The following is a 17,908-nucleotide window of genomic DNA, read 5'->3' on the forward strand; positions in this document are numbered from 1 at the left end:
CTGCCCGCTCAAGCTCGCGCTTCCTCCACAATCTCTTCTTCGTCCGGATCGACGTGCTCGACCATACGGTTCAGACGTGCCGTCTGATGACCGTAATCGTATATGGCAGCCGCGACGATCATGAGTCGCAGAGCACCGTTCCTGCCTTCGTTGTAACCGTCGGTCGCTTGCCTCATAAACAGATCGTTTGCTTCCTCGAGCGGAGTCGAATCCCAGCTGCCGGGCTTCAGCTTGTCTTCGAACTTCAGAAGCACATGCTCGTGAAACTTGATTACTTTCTCCAGATGCCGATCATAGCTTTTGTTCATATTCGCCGTTCTCTCCGCTTGGAAAAAATGCTCTTGGACCGCCTCCAATACCTCGAAGCCTTTCTGCAGCGTGTAGAGCATCTGCTTGTCCACGACAAGCTCGCGCCTTTGCCGGTATTTGGCGCGCTTCAGCTTCTTATGCTCCTCCTCGAGCAGCTTGTACTTGGCGGCCAGTGACGCAACGCCATCCTGCAGCGCCTGCTTCTGTTCGCGGAACACCTTCTCCCGTATCTCGTCGGAAATGGCGGTGCGCAGCAGCAAAGATAGTTGGGTAAAGACCGATTGGACCTGTTCGTGAAATTGCTCCTTCGGCTTCGGAGGCAGAACCGCGATATTGATCACAAAAGCGGATACGATGCCGATCAAGCTGAGCAGAAACCGGTTCAAGGCAAAGCCCCACTGCCCCGAAGCCTCCATAACGGCTATAACCGTCACCAGCGTCAAGCCGATCGTTTCTTCCATCTTGAACTTCATGCACAGCATAATGACAAGGATGCATACAACCCCGATAGCGATCGGCTCATTGGAGAAAAACGTCCCGGCCAGCATCGCGATCACGGCTCCGAGCGTATTCGTCTGCACCTGTTCGAGAAAATAGCGCCAGGAACGGTAGATCGAGGGCTGCATCGCAAAGATCGCCGCCACGGCGGCAATGACAGGGGGAGTAAAATGGAGCCAAGTGCTTATGTATAAGGCCAAGGTGACAGCGATTCCCGTCTTCAGCATCCGGGCTCCGAATGTCATGTAATCTCCCTCCTTCGTTTCGTTAGCACAACAAAGAGAATTATACAATCCGCACATCGATACAACAAGTCGAAACGACACAGCCGCCGATAGTCACCAATAAACGTTCCTCGGCATTACGAAACAATCCTTTGGTTATCCGGACATCAAGGAAATGAATGCTATATTCAAACTATGCCGTATACGCAAAAAAGGACCACCAGAACATGCTCCAGGGTCCTTTCCTCTAGCAGTGCGAGATTACTTTCTTCAGCTACTATCGGCAAACGATTTACATTGGACGGCGAGTGGGACGGCGAGTTCGCGTCGCAGCAGATCCAGAGCCTTTTGTCCCCACTGTGCGGCTTCAAAACATCGGCTTCGGCAAGCTTGCCTGATGGTTTACGGAGTCGACGCCCGGCGCGATCTTATTTCCTCAATCGCTTGGTCATTCATCATGGCCGGTGTCCATTTCGGCTCCCACACGAGCCGGACTTCGACCTCATTCACACCAGGAGTTTCAGCCGCCACCGTCTTTGCTTGATCGACAATTTCATCGGCGAGCGGACATTCCGGAATCGTTAATGTCATCTCGATCTTCACGTCGCCGGCTTCATCCGCCGATACGTCATACACGAGTCCCAAGTCGACGATATTAACCCCGACCTCGGGATCGATAACGTTTTCCAACGACGACCAAACCCGATCTTCTACTTTCAAACTTGTTCACCTCCGGGGCATGTATGGCAACGTCACTTCGTGCCAACTTATGGTGCCCGGACGATCCCGTTCTTATTTTTTCCAAAGGGAAGCGTACTTTTTCCGATATTTCAGATCTTCTTCCCTGTCGATCAGGTCCAACGCTTTTTCCTTGACTGTCTCGTCATGGTCCGAATCATACAGCTTCCTGAAGCCTTGAATAATGTCGAACCGAATCAAGGTCCCATTCTTTTCCTGCATACAAGTTCTGTACCGCTCGGCGAGACCGTTTATCAGCATCTCTTTCTGCCGTTCCCCCGCCAAGCCGATTTTCCACAAAGCTTGCAGCCCGTGTCTCGCCGTGACGAACCGCTTGTCCTTTGTCAGTTCGATCAATGCGGCAAAATCATCGAATATTCTGCCCTCCGGATCGCTTATGGCCAAATTGCACAGCAGCTGTGCCGCGATCGCCCGTTGATGGTTATCCGGATGCGTCAAATCCTGTACGAGCGAATCCCAAATCTCGTACGACCAATCCACCTTGTCATTGGTTAAAGCTTGAATCTCGAGAAGGGCTTGGTATCGCACGTCCTTATCTTGGGATTTCAGATTTTCGATACAGCTTCGTGCGTGACTGTCCATAGACTAGTCCTCCTGTTATTAGAGCTGTACTGCCGCATGACGGCAATTGTTTGTCAAATTATAACACATAAGTGCCCGTGCAATTTCTTACTGATTGCTATATCGCTTCCAAGATTGGTTTCCTCCCAAAAAGAAAAACGGCCTTCGGATCGAGAATGAATAGGGCCGGATGCCGCCGCGTGACAATATACAACTTTTTAATTATAATGTTACCAAATATTCACTCTTATGGCAGGTGACTGACCAGACACGTGCAAGCCCGGAATGGCTTGCAGGAAGGAATGGGACGCATGCTTTTTAAGCAACGGATATTGGACGGGATCGCAGACGGTGTCATTTCGGTGGCGTTCCGCCGATGGAAACGGGCCAGTGTCAAGACGGGAAGCCGGCTTCACACCCCGATCGGGCTGCTTGAGATTACTTCGATTGCGGTCGTCCCCGAACGGGAGATCACGGAGACGGACGCGGTTCGGGCCGGGTTTTCCACACGCGGAGAACTGTTCAAGGAAATCGATTCGTTTAGCGACGAGGGGGACATCTTCCGGATAGAGGTGATCCGTATCGGGGCCGATCCGCGGGAACAATTGCGGGAACGCGACGAAATGACCGATGCGGAATTTGCGGATTTGCGAACAAGATTGGAACGGTTGGACAAAGCAAGTGCGCACGGTCCTTGGACCGTTAAGTTTCTATGTCTCGTTAACGAGCATCCCGGCTTAAGAGCGACGGATCTCGCCGCCTCGATCGGCTGGGAGACGGAGAAGCTGAAATTGAACGTCCGCAAGCTGAAAAATCTCGGGCTTACGATCAGCCTCGGCACCGGGTATCGGATCTCGCCGCGCGGACGAATGGTCATGAACAAACTTGGTCTGGTTTGAAATGCCCACGATGCATGCTCCGATTACGTTCCGTTTCGTCGGCAGCGGTTGGCCCGGCGTATTGTCCAGCCTTAAAACTTTACCGGAGACCGGTACACCGCTACTCGGAAACAGACAATGACGTTACCCTAACCGTTTGCGCTTGAACAAAAGGTACATGAAAAATGGGGCTCCTACTCCCGCGGTGAAAACACCGGCGGGAATGTCCAGCGGCTGGAACAGCATTCTACCCGCGAGGTCGGCCAACAGCAAAGTTATCGCGCCCAGGAAAGCGGCGACCGGAATGAGGATTCGGTAAGAGTTGCCCGCTAGCTTCCTCGCCATGTACGGTGCCAGCAATCCGATAAACGATATAGTACCGGCTACCCCCACCGCCGCACCGGCGAGAGCGACGCCAATCAGCAACACGAGCAATCGGCTCAGCTGAAGCCTGCTTCCAAGACCGATCGCCGCTTCCTCGCCCAACGATTGGATATTCAGCTCTTTTGCGAACAGCAAGGCCAACGGGATCAGGACGGTAACCCAAGGCCAAACGGCTTCAATGTACCGCCAATTGGTCCCGTAAATGCTCCCGGTCATCCAATTCAGCACCTGTGCGGCCAAATAGGCCGGTCCGCTCAACAGCAAGAACATCGTCATCGCGCTCATCGCCGTCGATATGCCGATACCGATAAGCACTAGCCGGAATGGGGTCACTCCCCTTTTCCATGCCATTGCATAATTGATAGCGGCAGCCATGAATGCACCCGCGATTGCAATAACGGGAACCCAATGTATACTGTAGCCGGTGAATAGGGTCATAAATGCTACTACAGCCACCGAAGCACCGCCCGTCACACCCAGCAAATCGGGCGAGGCAAGCGGATTGCGGATCATCCCCTGGAATAGGCTGCCGGAAACCGCCAACGCCGCTCCGATCAACAGCGCCGCCACAATTCTCGGCAAACGGAACTGCATGATAATCAAATCGCTGCCTTCCCCATTTCTGCCTATGAGAGATAGAAGCACCTCTCTGATTGGAATGGAGACGCTTCCTACGGATAAGCAAAAGACGGATAAGGCAACCGTCAGCAAACCGAGCGAAAGCAGTATCGCCGCATATTTCCCTGCTTGACCTTGACGTCTAGCCATGGTTCCTCCTTCTCGCCACATAGATGAGAAATGGCACGCCGATAAGCGCCGTTGCGACTCCGACGGGAACTTCCTTCGGCATCAGGACAAACCGCGACGCGAGATCGGCCGACACCAGAAGGATCGCGCCGGTCACGGCGCAATACGGGAGCAGCCATCGATGGTCATTCCCGACCAGGAACCTGCATAAGTGCGGCACGATCAGCCCGATGAAAGCGATCGGGCCCGCAGCGGAAACGGAGCTGCCTGCCAGCAGAACGACAGCGATCATGGACGCCAGGCGGATAAGCGGGAGACGCTGTCCCAGCGATTTTGCGCTGTCGTCTCCAAGCGCCATTACGTTGAGCGAACCGGAAATGAGCATCGCTAGAAGCCAGCCTGAGGAAATATACGGCAGTACGGTCAGCAAGTGGCTCAGCTGCCTGCCCGAGACGGAGCCGACCATCCAAAACAAGGCCGTGTCCAACGACTGCTTGTGAACGAGCATAATTCCCGAAGTGACGGATGAGGCGAACGCAGCCACGGCCGCGCCGGCCAACGTCAGCTTGATCGGCTCGAATCCGCCGCTTCCCTGTATGCTTAACCCGTAGACGAGCAAAGATGTAAGCGCCGCTCCAGCGAATGCGATCCAGATCATTCCGCCCATTGTCAATGACGAGCCAAAAAAAGCGATTCCAACCACGATGAACAAGACGGCTCCGGAGTTAATCCCGAATAGGGACGGAGAAGCCAGCGGATTTTTCGTCAGCACCTGCATGATCGCTCCCGCAATGGCAAGGCTGGCCCCGACCGCAGCGGCGATTAACGCCCGGGGAACCCGTGTCGTCGTGAGAATGAGGTGCTCGTTGGATCCGTCAAACTGACTATAGGCAAGCCATAGCTCGCGGATGCCGAATTGCTGCAGACCGAATAAAATACTGGCGAGCAGCGCGATCAGCACGACTGCTAGTCCGATTGCAAAGCCTGCTAGCTTTCCTCTGCCGCTTCGGATCATTACCCCATTTACGCTCGCCACTGGATTACTTCACCTCGAAATAAGCGGCGAGCTCGTCCAGCAACAGATTGGCCGCTTTATATCCGCCCGCCGAATTCCAAATAGCTTCGTCCACTTGAATGACCTTCTTGTTCTTGTATACGCTCAAGTTTTTGAACAACGGATCATTCATCCATTCCTGCACGACCTTCGCCGCATCGGTCTTGCCTGCCGCTTCCGTCACGAAGTAGAAAAGTACGTCGCCGTCCATGCTCGGAATTTTCTCCTTGCTCATGACCTCGATGAAAGACTCCTTGTCCTGGGAAGCCGGACGGGCAATACCGAGTTGATTCAGGAGCACCCCGGAAAACGACTGCTTCTGGTAGATCCGGACCTGCGTTGCGGAGAAACGGGCGACCGATACTTTGGTAGCGGTTTTGGCGCCCAGCTTCGCTTTCACCTCGGAGACGCGTTTGTCGAAGGCGGCCATCGTCTTGTCGCCCTCTTCTTTTTTATTGATCGCTTCCATATACAGCTTGAAATTGATTTGCCAATCGCCGCCCAAATCCTCGGCGAATACGGTAGGCGCGATCTGCTTCAATTGCTCGTATACTTTCTCCTGCCTCGCTTTATTCCCGATAATGAGATCCGGCTTGAGGCCGGCGATCAGCTCGATATTCGGCTGCAGCTCGTCGCCCACGACGGATACGTCCTTCATCTCGTCCTTGATGTGGTCATACCACGGGCTGCCGATCCAGGATTGGACCGCGCCTACCGGCTTGACCCCGACTGCAAGAAGCGCCTCCGTCCCTTCATTCGTAAGGATTACCACTCGTTTGGGTGTGCCTATAAGAGTGGTCTCGCCCATGGCGTGCTTGATTACCCGCGCCGATTCCGTGGCCGTTGAAGCTTTGGCCGCCGGAGACGTCGCTTCCGCATTGGCCGAGCCCCCGTTTACTCCATTGGATGTTGTCGTGCCGGTCGTACACGCACTGAGCAATAAAGCGAAGCAAAACAATAAGGTTGCCGCCATTGATGTTCCGGTTCTTCTGCGCATTGGTAAGTCTCCCTTTTTGTTATATTGATAACGATTATCAAAGTCATTACCAATATATCGCCGAAGCTTTCCGGCAGCAATGGGAGATGTCGACACATAGGATGGATTTTTTCGACTCCATCCCGGTTTCCTGGCCTTTTCCTTGAAACTTGTCGGAGAAACGCCTTCATATTTTTTGAAGACTCGGCTGAAATAATAACTGTCCGAATAACCGACGCTCTCCGCGATCTCCTTCAGCGTACAATCCGTTTGGAGCAGCAATTCCTTTGCCCGGGTAAGTCGAACGTGCGTCAAATAATCGATGGGACTCGTATTGTGCCTGCTTTTGAACATTCTCAGAAACTGTCTCGTATTGCAATCGAGCATATCCGCCAATGATTCGAGCGTAATCGGCTGGCCATACTGCTGGTGCATGTAGCGTACCGCTTGTCCGACCGGATCGGGCTTGGACGATTCGATCCTTTGATTGTCGAGCTGCCACATAAGCTCGTATATGAATTGATGAAACAACGTTTTCACCTGCAATTTCTCCAGCAGCCCTGCCAAACCCCATTGCTTATTCATCCGTTCGACGATATCCAGTAATGCAATGGGATAATGCGGAGCGAAACCGAATTGCATCTGAAAAGGATTGTTCGTGTCCATAATTCTCACGATCTCTTGTTTGCCGGGCAAAGATGCCGTAGCTTTATACAGGATCATATAGTACTCGAAGCATTCTTTGGCTCTAATGTCCAGGCAAAGTCCTTTCCCGCCATGAAACACATGGAATCGTTGCGCCGTATGGGGCACGCCGTCCAGCCACACCTGGGCGCCGCCGCGGGTTGCATACAGAAATACGCTGGCGGGCAATCGGTATGCGCGCAGCTCCTCCCCATTCTCCATTCTCGTATAGCGAATATCCATCAACCTGACGGAAGCATGGTTCCATAACAATAGGTGGTCATGCAGGTTCATGCGATCTGTCCAGCCCCTTCTACCTCAAAAGATTGATTGACTACATACCCTTCATTATAAATGATAATCATTCTCATTTACAATCATTGATTTTCCATATCTCTCTACTCGTTTGGTTCCGTTACGAAAAAAAGGTGCGTTTCAGTCCGTTAAGGACTAAAACATACCTTTTTAACTCTTCTTGACCTTCTTCAGCTTCAATGCTTGAGGCACTACTGGGATTTGCCCGCTCTCAGCGAGCTTACCGCTTTATCGATACGCCGCTGACGCGTCTCCGCTGTCTTCGCATCTTCGATCGACAGGACGAAACGCCCTTTGTTGCTATAAGATAATTTCTCGAAAAACGATTTCGCTTCCGGGTCTCCGTCCAGCGCTTCCGCGAAGTCGGCCGGAATGACGATTTCGCGGGGCTCGTTATCCAGCTCGAGCTCGACCTCGATTTCGTCTCCTGCGGCTACGCCGGCACCCGAACGGTTCGCCGCGCTGAGCGGTATCATGAATCGACCGCCCATGACCGCTACAGTGCTGCGATAAGTATAGCTGCCGATCGACACCTTGACCGGAGGCTTCTTGCTTGTCCCCAAACTCGCGACGACTTCCTCCGGAACTTGGATGCCGGTGGCCGTCTTCCCGCCCAACTCGACAATGGTACGAAATTTCATGGAATGGCCTCCTATTCCAATTGTTCATTATAAAGGTTATTCCCGAAATGATTATCGGCACCCGATACTACCACCCGTATTGCTCCGGTCCCCATTCCCTGCGGACCAGCTCCTGCTTTTGATAGATCGAAGTCCGATTCGGCAAATCCTCTTCCAGGATGACTCCGGACCCCACGATGCTGTTTACCCCCACCTTGCAGCCGGGCATCAAGACCGCATTCACGCCGGTCCTCGCATAATCGCCCATGAAAGTGGCGTTCGCATGCTCCTTCGGATATTCCCGTCGTCCCTTCACCCTGTGCATCGCATAGCGGTCGTCAAACCGAAGGGTTCCGCATACCGTAGCCGCTCCAAGATCGGTATGGCTTCCGATAATGCCGTAAAACTCCATATAATGCGTCAAGTGAACCACATCCATCGTCAGACCGTTGATCTCGGCACAATGGGAAATAATGCACTTATGACCGATTACAGATCCCGCCGACACTTGACAATAATTTCCTATGTAAGTATGGTCGCCGATGATATTGTTTCCGCCCAGGATCGCTCCGTTTTCTATGATCGTATGGTCGCCAACGATCACATTTCCTTTGATCACCACGTTGCGTCCGATTGCACTGCACTTTCCCATTTTCACGAAACCATCTATAGCTGCGCTGGGATGGATCGACGAGCCTTCCCCGAGTACGTGCCCGGTCAAGCAGCCGCATTGGAGCTTCGCTACTCGCTGGTTCGCCGACAGGATATGCCAGGGCTTATCCAGATCCGCGAATAAGCCTTTCACTTCCACAGCCGGTACCTCTTTCCCGTCTTGGATATAATCTGCAACCGACATTTCCAGAAAGGCTTCCATGGGCGGCATCATACCGACTTGGACATTAGTGAACAGCCCTGAATTGGTTTCCGCGTAAGGCCAGAACGTATCCGCAAATGCGAATGCGCAAAAACGGTGAGTGAACGGCCTGCGGGGATGCCCCATGATCTGATCCAGCTTGCCTTCCGATAAGGTGCAGCAGATCCAGTCTTGGGGCTGTTCTTCTTTAAGCGGATCGACTAACGCCACCGCTTCCTGTCCCCCGGTCTCGAAACGGGCTATCATTTCCTCCACATCCGACCGGTCCAGCAGGGTATCCCCGTAAAGGACGAGAAAAGCGGAATCCTTCACATACGGTCTAGCCGTATGCAAGGATTTGGCCGTACCCAAGTTCGGTTGCGTCTGCAGGACCGTCACCCGTCGATCGTTCCGAAAGTAATGACGGATCTGCTCGGCCATGCTGCCGCCGACAATGACGATGTGATCAAATCCCAATCCGCCGAGCAGCTCCACGTGATGCCATAAGATCGGACGATTGGCGACTGGTATCATCGCTTTTGGTCGAACTTCGGCGAAGGGCCAAATCTTCGTGCCGGAACCTGCCGCTAAAATAATAGCTGTCTTCATGAACGACTCCTTTTCCTGGATGTTGGATAATTTAGAAATATTTATTCAATAAAATGTTCAGTATACGTTCATACTTGTTAGGTACGTATACTATTGTAGGTTGGCTTTTTCGAACTGTCAACGAATAGAAAAATCAAAAAATCCCCTCCCCGATACCTTGGTCTCAGCGAAGGGATATAATATGATCACTTGATTCAATCCAGTTTGCAGGTTTTTCAACCTTTCGGTTATAAGTCTATGAAAACGTCAATCAGCCCCCACTATATTAAAAGCTGAAGGCTGGTTTGGTCCTAGCGAAATATTGCACACAAACCTATCGATTGGTCCGAACGGCTTCCAAAAAGTAGCTAACCGCTTCGGCAACACCGTTGCCGTAGGTTCCGTTCGCGAGAAACGTCGTGTAGGGCAATCGATGCTGACACAGCCATTCCAGCACGGCCGACTCTCCTCTTCCTGCCGCCTGCGTATCGGGGAACAGCAGCTCCACATACCCCTCGCTTTTCTTCAACCTCTCCTTGGACACGCCGCGATCCCGGAGTGAGGAGCGCCAGCATGTCTGCAAGCAGCTTATTCGCGCCTCTGCATGAGGCCGGCGTTCGTCGCCCCTTGGCCCAAAATCGACCGGATCATTACGGACCGCGCAGCTCCGCGGGAGGATGTCCGCCATTTGGAAAGTATCGGGATAGGTGTGACCATGGTTTAATCTTGTTCTATATGGGGCGATACCGGCGTAACTGTCACCAAGTGCAATCGAGTGGATATAAATGTAAAAACTCTCCGACGGAGAGTTTTTTCTAAAATGACAGTACAAGCGGTATCCCGGTTTGTTTAATAAGTCAGATAATCCACCGGCGAGTCGGAGATCATGTTGCCGGGAGTAACCGTCAGCGGCCTTGCTCACCAGTGTCTTCTTTCCGGTATCGAGATCGTAAGTTCTTCGGCAGTTGCCCGCCTATGCCTATGCAGGCGGCCCGGATCGTTTACAACATGTGACGGACGGCATTGGCGGAAAACAAAATGGTGCCGACGACTACGAACACGCCTCCGACCGAAACCGCGGCTACGAAAGCGGCGCTGCCCGTCAGCAGCATGCACGCGAGCCCTGCCATCATTAGCGGTATGCCGAGCATGTGAAGCCAGAAGTGCCATTTTCCGAGTCTTGAATTCGCGGCAGCGGGATACAGCTGATACAGCAAGCCCCCGAGCGCCAATGATACCCATCCAAGCAAATTAACGTGAGCGTGAACAGGGGACAGCGTGTAGTTTTCCGTCATGGACATCGCCATGCCCATAATAACGCCTATAACAAAATAAAAAGTAGAACCGACGATCATTTTCCTGGCCAAAATGCGTCTCCTCCTCGATACGTTTATATTCAACCTGTACAAACTTGCTCACACCTCTCGTCTCCGCGAAGGTTTGAGACAATTGGCGAAACCCCGGTCAGCGCTTGCTCAATCGACAAGGAGTCGCTCCCGTTCGAACCTGCACGCCCCTTTCCGACGACCACCTTCTATGACGGAAACGGCGGCCCGCACGCCTTTCAATGTATCACGGCCCGCTTCATCCCGGTATTATACGATCGTATAATCGTGGTTTGCCCACAGCTCCTCCGACGTTTATATAATGACTTAAACGAGAAGCGTGATGTTAAGAGTGCCTGGGGCGGGCACGCTGTTTACGCTTACGGTTCCCGAGATCAAAGCCGTGGATGAAGCCAAAGCGGAAAGGAAATCATAGAATTCGTGGACGATTTTTTTCTGAGAGGGGCATATGCATATGAAGTACGAACTTGGCCGTTGCCTGCTGGAAGAAAGGCTTCAGGAAGCAGGAATGCCGCTGGAACGGCTGGCGCTTGAACTGCGGGTGAGACGGGAGCGGCTGGTTGACTTTATCGGCAATAAAAGAGTAATGTCTCTTAAGCTCGCAATTTCGATCGCCGATACGCTGCAGTGCGATGTGCGCAGCCTGTACGAATTAACGCCTTCCGATGAACGCCGTTAGTCAGCGGACGGGTAACAGAATGTGAACTTTCAACAAAATAAGCTATCGCCAGAGCAACGGAAAACGGCGACTCCGGTTATCATGAATGGTTGATCCATGACCCGCACGGTCGCCCTATCGTTATTCGTGTGTTGCAGTAACAGCTGTTAGTAGGGGGATAGGTTGCAAAACATGCTCGGGTATCGCCTGCGAACGAACGTTACAATAGAAAGTTCGATGAGGGAAACCGATTGTTGATGTACAAAAAAGAGGAGCTCCTCTGAATCAAGCTCCCCCCTCCGACTACTCCCCTATTTCAGCTATGCTTGTCTTACTGTTCGATTTTGCGAGAAGCACCGACGAACCATACGAGGAAAGCATAGCAAAGAAATGCGATGAAGCCATAACCGCCGAATACGTCATACCGGGTAGAGAAATAACCGAAGCCAAGCCCGGCAACGATGTGCACCAGATTCTCCCCCAGTGACTGGAAGGAATCGATCGTAGCCCGCATGCCGGAATCGATCCGGTGATGCAAATAGCCGCTGGCAAGCGGTCCCATTATGCCGGAGAACAAGCAGATGACCAGCATCGCCGCCAAGCCGATATAATCCTTGTTGGCCGCCACATAAGTAAATCCGATGGCAAATACAGCCGTAATGATGAATATAAGCGATTTGAGGCTGAACCTGCCGATCAGTACATGGGCAAGCAAGTTGCCCGGCAGCTGAAGCAGCATGATTACCGATGACAGTACGCCGAAGTAAGCAATCGGCATCTCCAGCCTGTTCGCGTACAGCTGCCAAAATTCTTCAATGTAGCCCATGGATGCGCCCGTTACCATTCCGGACAGCACCATAAGGCTGACACCCTGATTTTTCCGGAAAAATTGCAGAGACGCCGATACATATTGCTTGAACGGAATCTCTTCCTCGACTTCGGCATCTTCTGTAGCTGCGGGCGGCTCTACCAGCAGGCAGGACAGTAGCAATGCGATCAGCGCGCTTCCGAGCGATATCCAATAGTTGAATTCCAGGCCGAACCGACTGGCAAGCAAGCTTCCGCACAATGCGGCCAGAATGGCGGATACGAGATCGCAGGCGTTCAGCCGGCCCAGCTGTTTTTCAAAATCGGACGATTTTCCTTGCATCGCCAAAGAATCGTAGAGCAGGGCGGTCTCCGATCCGCTGCTGGCCGATCGGCTGACTCCCGCCAAGAAGACGACCAACGCGAAGTGCCAAAACTCGGTCGCAAACAACAGGATCAAAAACTCTCCGCATCCCAACAGGGCGCTTATGACCAGCATCTTTTTCCGGCCCCATTTGTCGGCCATCATCCCGGTCGGCACTTCGAGAAGAACGATCGTCAAGGCAAAAATAATTTCCGTATACACGACCATCTGTACGGTCATGCCCCGCTCTTCCCAGAATAGTCTTTCGATTACATAAGCCGGGATGAGGCTGGAGAAAAATCGGATCGCGAACAGGATCCGAAGGTTGGTCGTATCGTTCATAAATGAGCTCCTCTCCAAGTTCCGATTGGGCTTCTTGCTGCGCTCAACCGGAGCCGGAGGTGCTCGGGGACTGGCGGCTACATCTTAGCAGGGGGGTCTTGCGAATGGAATCATTTGACGGTCTCCTTCATTCGAATTGACGTACCCTCATCATAAGCGGCGTGATTCGGCGGGTCAATCAAATGTTATGCCTTCCGAATCAGTATGCCGATGCCATCCATAATACGCTCAAGTCCGAACGAGTAAGCATGCTCCGGATTGTGGGGACCCTGATTCGCTTGGCCTGCCGCCTCCCCGACACGCGATGCGAGCGGGAATTGCGACGGATCGATCAGTCTTTCCAGAACCGGCGCGTGAGCCAGCCACCATTCATTCTCGTCCATTTCCGTCATTCGCTGATTCGCCTTCATTGCCGTTTTCAACCGCGCGCAGCTTTCTACATGCATGAGTACTAGGGACAAAGTCGCATCCATCTCGATATCGCTCAGACCGATCCCTTCCAATGCCCGAAGCTCGATCTCGTATTTCAGCGTCGTATGGGGACCGAGTACCGGACGTCTGCCCGACAAATCCAGAATCCACGGATGTTCCCAATACAGCTCCCAATTTTTCTCCGCTATGAATCGCAGCGCTTGGCGCCAGTCTTCTCCTTGCTCTGCCGGTTCGCTTGCACTTTCATATAAACGGTCATAAGCCGAATCATGCATAAGATCAAGCAGCTCCGTCTTCCCGGGCACATACGTATATAGCGACATCGTCCCTACTCCGAGCCGTTCCGCCACTTTGCGCATGGATAACTCCTCGATGCCATCGGTATCGGCGATTTCCATGCCCGCCGTAACGATACTCTTGATCGTCAGCCCCGATCGCCCAGGTACGGTCTGGGAGCCCCATAATAAATTCAAGCTGCGCGCAGGGTCGATCCCCGTTCTCTTCTGGCTCATGTAAGCTCTATCTCCAATTCGTTTATTGTTGTACCCATTTTAACATAAATAGCCTCCCTCTCCGAATATTCGAAAACGCATATGAATTGACGGTTGACAAATGATTCAAATGAATAGTACACTGTACGGTACATACTACGAATATCGATATGCGGCTGTCTTCGAAAGCTTCTAGTCCGGTTAGGCAGCTCACTTGGACGTTCGCAGCCGATTGAAGGAGGATTTCGAACATGAACAATACGGAACTCGCTATCGCAGCTTATGGAGTACGCAAACAGTACAAAGGCAATGCGGACGGAGCCGGACTGAACGGATTTAATCTGGAGGTTCGAAAAGGTGCGGTACGGGGACTTCTGGGGCCGAACGGGGCCGGCAAAACTACGGCGGTAAAAATATTATCGACCTTGCTCGGGATGGATGCCGGGGAAGCGACTGTCGCCGGTTTCAATGTGACGACACAAGCCCACCTCGTGCGCGAAAAAATAGGACTCGTCGGACAATATGCCGCCGTGGACGAGGTCCTCACGGGACGCCAAAATCTAGAGCTGTTTGGAAGGCTGAACCATCTGTCGGCGAAGGAAGCGAGGAAACGTGCGGACGAATTGCTGGAACGATTTGGCCTGACTCAGGCGGGAAACACGCCGGCAGACAAATATTCGGGCGGAATGCGCCGACGGCTCGATCTGGCCGCCAGCTTGATCGTCTCCCCCTCGGTTCTCTTCGTCGATGAACCGACAACGGGACTCGACCCTTTGGCCAGAAAAGAAGTTTGGGAGGCGATCCGCTCGCTGGCTGATGCGGGAACGACCGTGCTGTTGACTACTCAATATCTCGAAGAAGCCGATCGGCTCGCTGACGAAATATCGATGCTTAAGGCTGGAGTCATTGTAGCCGAGGGAACTCCGGAACAACTCAAATCGGCTATCGGCGGAGACCGTTTGGAGATCGTACTGGATAGCGAGGCCGACACCAAACTGGCGATTACGATCCTCCGGCAAATAGCTTCGGCCAACCTCTCCGTCGATGAACCGGAAAACCGTATAAGCGCGCCCGTCTCCGATCGCACCGGCGCATTGATGAAGGTCGCCGCGGCTCTTATGGAAGCACGGGTCGAGCCGAAGGACATTTCCTTGCGCCGTCCGACATTGGATGAAGTGTTTATCCATCTGACCGGAGCGACGGCACCTTATCAAAATGAGGAGGCAAATTCATGACTACATTTATTCATCCATCCGAATCCGTCAACCGTCCTAATTCGCCAGGCCAACGATTCCTATATGCGATCAGCGATGTGTGGACCATGACCCGCAGAGATTTCATGCACTGGCGCGGACGACCGGGCACCATCCTGCTGGGCTGGTTGTTCCCGGTTATGATCGTATTGATGTTCGGCTTTCTTTTCGGCGGCGCCATTCGCGTTCCGGGAGACGGAGGCTACTTCGAATTTCTGATGCCCGGCATGTTTGCGATGACGATGGTTTTCGGGTTGGAAACGACTGTAATTTCAGTTGCCTCGGACGCTTCGAAAGGAGTGACCGACCGCTTTCGCTCGATGCCCATGAACGCTTCCGCCGTCGTACTCGGGCGCTGCATCGCCGATATGCTGAACTCGATAGTCGGGCTTGCCGTATTGATCGGCACCGGTCTACTCCTGGGCTGGCAATGGCATGACGGCCTGAATGCCGCGATCGCCGCAATCGGCCTGCTCCTTCTGCTTCGCTTCGCGCTGCTCTGGGTAGGCATCTATATCGGCCTTTCGACCAAAGGTCCGGAAGCTGTCGTATCGGTCCAAATACTCGTTTGGCCGATCGGATTTCTGTCCAGTGTGTTCGTGGATCCTTCATCGATGCCCGCATGGCTGGGAGCCATTGCCGAATGGAATCCCTTGTCCGCGACGGCGGCCGCGGCGAGAGAGCTGTTCATGAATCCCGGCTGGCAAGGAGACAACTGGATTGCCCGAAACGGAATACTACTGGCCATCATATGGCCTATCGCGCTAACTGCCGTCTTCCTTCCCCTCTCCGTACGGCGCTATCGGGGGCTTAGGCGCTAAGACGAGTAGCCGTATGAGTTACCGCAGATGGGAAGAGGAGATCCCAGAGCGGTGTAACCCGTACCGGCAAAACGGTATGGAACGGATGTCGGGTCCGATGTATGGATTGGCGCGGCAGCTGCCGTTTTAGATGGATAACCTACAGTAAACGGCGGCATCGATAGCCTGACATTAGTATTCAACTGGAAATCATGCATCTATTTCATCGCCATGTGGACGAATCGGCCTATATGGCAGAAATAACTGTACTTTATCCGGCTATCGCCCGAGAATCAGGCGGCCATCCGGAAAATAACTGTAGGTTTTGAGGTTGTTGAGAAAGCGTGCAAAAAGAGGAAGCGATGAAGGCAAGGAGTCGGGGAATGCACTCCACTTCCGTTAAAATCGAGTTATTTTTATGAACCGCAGTCCATTTCCCCAACTCCTTTTAGATGGTTCTTTTCTCTTTTTGACTTTCTCAACAACCTGATGTTTTCCGTTTCGAAACGGTACGCACAGCCTGTTCCGGAGCCGAAGTGTCCTCCTATACCGTAGCAACGATCATGCTGCGAATTTCTCGCTGGCTTTAGTGCAGTGAAGCCGCATAGACAGCAAAAAAAGCCGTGATTTCCACGGCTTCCGGGCAAAACGGCGAGAATGTCTGGTACAAAATCAGAGCTAATTTTGTGTATCCCTACATCAGCTAGCGAATCCAATGCGAGCATCTTCGAACTCCAGTTACGCTTCTTCGACGGCGAGCTTATCCAGAGCCAGCTTCGCGCGAACGCGTGCCTCTTCGACAGTGTCGGCAGTCGATAGCGCTACCGCCATGCGCCGCCCAAACTTCGTAACCGGCTTGCCGAAAATACGAAGCTGCGTGTTCGGGACGGACAAAGCTTCGTCCGCTCCGCCTATGCGATAGTGCTCAAGCTCCCGATCCGCTTTCAACGGCCGGCTTGCTCCCGGCGTCATCAGCACGATCTCTGGGATCGGATAACCGAGAACGGCGCGGACGTGGATTGCGAATTCGGAAAGATTTTGCGTCACCAGCGTCACCAATCCCGTATCGTGCGGACGCGGAGAAACTTCGCTGAAATACACTTTGTCTTCCGCCAGAAACAGCTCGACTCCGAATAGTCCATAACCGCCGAGCTCGTCCGTAATCGTCTTCGCGATATGCTTCGCTTCCCCGATCTGTTGCTCCGTCATGTCGTGGGGCTGCCACGACTCGATGTAATCCCCGCTCTCCTGAATATGTCCGATAGGGGCGCAGAAGCTCGTCCCGCTTACCGAACGGACCGTAAGCAGCGTAATCTCCGATTGGAACCGGATAAACTCTTCGATGATAACCCGTCCGTTCTGTACTCGGCCGCCTTCCATCGCTATATTCCAGCTGCGCTCGATGTCCTTCTCTTCGCGACAAACGCTCTGCCCTTTGCCCGAGGAGCTCATGAGCGGTTTGATTACGCAAGGAAAGCCGGTCTCCTTGACGGCCTGGACGAACTGCTCGTACGTATCGGCGAACTTGTAGCCGGCCGTCGGCAGCCCCAGCTTCTCCGAGGCCAGACGACGGATGCCTTCGCGATCCATCGTTAGCTTGGCCGCGCGAGCGGTAGGAATGACGCGATACCCTTCTTCCTCCAATTTCACGAGCTCGGACGTCGCCAACGCTTCGATCTCCGGTACGATGAGGTCCGGCTGCTCCTGCTCGATAATGCCCCGCAGACGTTCCGCATCGAGCATATCGATGACGTAGCTGCGCTGGGCGACCTGCATGGCTGGCGCATGCGCGTAGCGGTCTACCGCAACGGTTTCCACGCCCAGGCGTGCCGCTTCGAGGATAACTTCCTTGCCCAATTCTCCGGAGCCAAGCAGCATTACTTTTTTCGTTTTCAACATCGGTTCGTCCCTCGCATCATCCTGATTTTCGCCGATCGCGCAAAAAAAGGTAAGGAGAAATACAAT

17 protein-coding genes are annotated in these 17,908 nt (G+C 53.1%); 4 read left to right on the plus strand and 13 right to left on the minus strand.

Annotated elements, in window-relative coordinates; translation table 11 throughout:
* Positions 1–8: 8 nt before the first annotated feature.
* From FE784_RS18360 to FE784_RS18370, 3 genes are all read right to left on the minus strand, one after another.
* Positions 9–1,052 (minus strand): FUSC family protein, encoded by a 1,044-nt coding sequence (locus tag FE784_RS18360; RefSeq protein WP_139603684.1) that lies wholly within the window; start codon positions 1,050–1,052, stop codon positions 9–11.
* A 381-nt stretch (positions 1,053–1,433) separates the two neighbouring features.
* Positions 1,434–1,751: a metal-sulfur cluster assembly factor gene (locus tag FE784_RS18365; protein ID WP_139603685.1), complete on the minus strand. Its 318-nt coding sequence runs from the start codon at positions 1,749–1,751 to the stop codon at positions 1,434–1,436.
* Positions 1,752–1,823: 72 nt separating this feature from the next.
* A complete protein-coding gene (locus FE784_RS18370) occupies positions 1,824–2,372 on the minus strand; it encodes a hypothetical protein (RefSeq protein WP_139603686.1) in 549 nt (182 codons plus the stop codon).
* A gap of 290 nt (positions 2,373–2,662) precedes the next feature.
* On the opposite strand from FE784_RS18370, the gene FE784_RS18375 reads away from it, so the two are divergent.
* Positions 2,663–3,250, plus strand: coding sequence for an ASCH domain-containing protein (locus FE784_RS18375; protein WP_139603687.1), 588 nt, complete (start codon positions 2,663–2,665; stop codon positions 3,248–3,250).
* A 123-nt stretch (positions 3,251–3,373) separates the two neighbouring features.
* On the opposite strand, the gene FE784_RS18380 is transcribed toward FE784_RS18375, so the two are convergent.
* The 7 genes from FE784_RS18380 to FE784_RS18410 form a co-directional block, all read right to left on the minus strand.
* Entirely contained in the window at positions 3,374–4,381 is a 1,008-nt protein-coding gene (locus FE784_RS18380; protein ID WP_139603688.1) for a FecCD family ABC transporter permease, read from the minus strand.
* Complete coding sequence (locus tag FE784_RS18385; RefSeq protein WP_139603739.1) at positions 4,374–5,375, minus strand: FecCD family ABC transporter permease; 1,002 nt, start codon at positions 5,373–5,375, stop codon at positions 4,374–4,376. The genes FE784_RS18380 and FE784_RS18385 overlap by 8 nt, the downstream gene beginning before the upstream one ends.
* 25 nt (positions 5,376–5,400) lie before the next feature.
* Positions 5,401–7,368: an ABC transporter substrate-binding protein gene (locus tag FE784_RS18390; protein ID WP_139603689.1), complete on the minus strand. Its 1,968-nt coding sequence runs from the start codon at positions 7,366–7,368 to the stop codon at positions 5,401–5,403.
* Positions 7,369–7,580: 212 nt separating this feature from the next.
* Entirely contained in the window at positions 7,581–8,030 is a 450-nt protein-coding gene (locus FE784_RS18395; protein WP_139603690.1) for a YdeI/OmpD-associated family protein, read from the minus strand.
* A 67-nt stretch (positions 8,031–8,097) separates the two neighbouring features.
* Positions 8,098–9,471 (minus strand): nucleotidyltransferase family protein, encoded by a 1,374-nt coding sequence (locus FE784_RS18400; protein ID WP_139603691.1) that lies wholly within the window; start codon positions 9,469–9,471, stop codon positions 8,098–8,100.
* Between the two features lie 313 nt (positions 9,472–9,784).
* Positions 9,785–9,979, minus strand: coding sequence for a hypothetical protein (locus FE784_RS18405; RefSeq protein ID WP_139603692.1), 195 nt, complete (start codon positions 9,977–9,979; stop codon positions 9,785–9,787).
* A 472-nt stretch (positions 9,980–10,451) separates the two neighbouring features.
* The gene (locus tag FE784_RS18410; protein ID WP_139603693.1) at positions 10,452–10,817 is read right to left on the minus strand and encodes a cytochrome-c oxidase; all 366 of its coding nucleotides are present in this window, start codon (positions 10,815–10,817) and stop codon (positions 10,452–10,454) included.
* 433 nt (positions 10,818–11,250) lie between these two features.
* On the opposite strand from FE784_RS18410, the gene FE784_RS18415 reads away from it, so the two are divergent.
* A complete protein-coding gene (locus tag FE784_RS18415; RefSeq protein ID WP_139603694.1) occupies positions 11,251–11,475 on the plus strand; it encodes a helix-turn-helix domain-containing protein in 225 nt (74 codons plus the stop codon).
* 310 nt (positions 11,476–11,785) lie between these two features.
* Here FE784_RS18415 and FE784_RS18420 read toward each other — a convergent pair whose 3' ends face one another.
* Positions 11,786–12,967 carry an MFS transporter gene (locus tag FE784_RS18420; RefSeq protein WP_139603695.1) on the minus strand — a complete coding sequence of 394 codons (1,182 nt, stop codon included), beginning with the start codon at positions 12,965–12,967 and terminating at the stop codon, positions 11,786–11,788.
* Between the two features lie 185 nt (positions 12,968–13,152).
* Positions 13,153–13,911 carry a TetR/AcrR family transcriptional regulator gene (locus FE784_RS18425; protein WP_139603696.1) on the minus strand — a complete coding sequence of 253 codons (759 nt, stop codon included), beginning with the start codon at positions 13,909–13,911 and terminating at the stop codon, positions 13,153–13,155.
* Between the two features lie 230 nt (positions 13,912–14,141).
* Here FE784_RS18425 and FE784_RS18430 point away from each other — a divergent pair, with 230 nt between their 5' ends.
* Positions 14,142–15,125 (plus strand): ATP-binding cassette domain-containing protein, encoded by a 984-nt coding sequence (locus FE784_RS18430; protein WP_139603697.1) that lies wholly within the window; start codon positions 14,142–14,144, stop codon positions 15,123–15,125.
* The gene (locus FE784_RS18435; RefSeq protein WP_139603698.1) at positions 15,122–15,964 is read left to right on the plus strand and encodes an ABC transporter permease; all 843 of its coding nucleotides are present in this window, start codon (positions 15,122–15,124) and stop codon (positions 15,962–15,964) included. Before FE784_RS18430 ends, FE784_RS18435 begins: the two co-directional genes overlap by 4 nt.
* 717 nt (positions 15,965–16,681) lie before the next feature.
* Here FE784_RS18435 and purT read toward each other — a convergent pair.
* A complete protein-coding gene (purT, locus tag FE784_RS18440; protein ID WP_139603699.1) occupies positions 16,682–17,842 on the minus strand; it encodes a phosphoribosylglycinamide formyltransferase 2 in 1,161 nt (386 codons plus the stop codon).
* Positions 17,843–17,908 lie beyond the last annotated feature (66 nt).

The sequence above is a fragment of the Paenibacillus hemerocallicola genome, from assembly GCF_006265175.1.
Taxonomy (GTDB): Bacteria; Bacillota; Bacilli; order Paenibacillales; family NBRC-103111; genus Paenibacillus_AB; species Paenibacillus_AB hemerocallicola.

Excerpts from the sequence above, each read along its gene's own strand:
- FE784_RS18360 (WP_139603684.1), bottom strand. The coding sequence starts at position 1,052 with ATGACATTCGGAGCCCGGATGCTGAAGACGGGAATCGCTGTCACCTTG.
- FE784_RS18370 (WP_139603686.1), bottom strand. The coding sequence starts at position 2,372 with ATGGACAGTCACGCACGAAGCTGTATCGAAAATCTGAAATCCCAAGAT.
- FE784_RS18375 (WP_139603687.1), top strand. The coding sequence starts at position 2,663 with ATGCTTTTTAAGCAACGGATATTGGACGGGATCGCAGACGGTGTCATT.
- FE784_RS18380 (WP_139603688.1), bottom strand. The coding sequence starts at position 4,381 with ATGGCTAGACGTCAAGGTCAAGCAGGGAAATATGCGGCGATACTGCTT.
- FE784_RS18385 (WP_139603739.1), bottom strand. The coding sequence starts at position 5,375 with ATGATCCGAAGCGGCAGAGGAAAGCTAGCAGGCTTTGCAATCGGACTA.
- FE784_RS18390 (WP_139603689.1), bottom strand. The coding sequence starts at position 7,368 with ATGAACCTGCATGACCACCTATTGTTATGGAACCATGCTTCCGTCAGG.
- FE784_RS18395 (WP_139603690.1), bottom strand. The coding sequence starts at position 8,030 with ATGAAATTTCGTACCATTGTCGAGTTGGGCGGGAAGACGGCCACCGGC.
- FE784_RS18400 (WP_139603691.1), bottom strand. The coding sequence starts at position 9,471 with ATGAAGACAGCTATTATTTTAGCGGCAGGTTCCGGCACGAAGATTTGG.
- FE784_RS18415 (WP_139603694.1), top strand. The coding sequence starts at position 11,251 with ATGAAGTACGAACTTGGCCGTTGCCTGCTGGAAGAAAGGCTTCAGGAA.
- FE784_RS18420 (WP_139603695.1), bottom strand. The coding sequence starts at position 12,967 with ATGAACGATACGACCAACCTTCGGATCCTGTTCGCGATCCGATTTTTC.
- FE784_RS18425 (WP_139603696.1), bottom strand. The coding sequence starts at position 13,911 with ATGAGCCAGAAGAGAACGGGGATCGACCCTGCGCGCAGCTTGAATTTA.
- FE784_RS18430 (WP_139603697.1), top strand. The coding sequence starts at position 14,142 with ATGAACAATACGGAACTCGCTATCGCAGCTTATGGAGTACGCAAACAG.
- FE784_RS18435 (WP_139603698.1), top strand. The coding sequence starts at position 15,122 with ATGACTACATTTATTCATCCATCCGAATCCGTCAACCGTCCTAATTCG.
- purT (WP_139603699.1), bottom strand. The coding sequence starts at position 17,842 with ATGTTGAAAACGAAAAAAGTAATGCTGCTTGGCTCCGGAGAATTGGGC.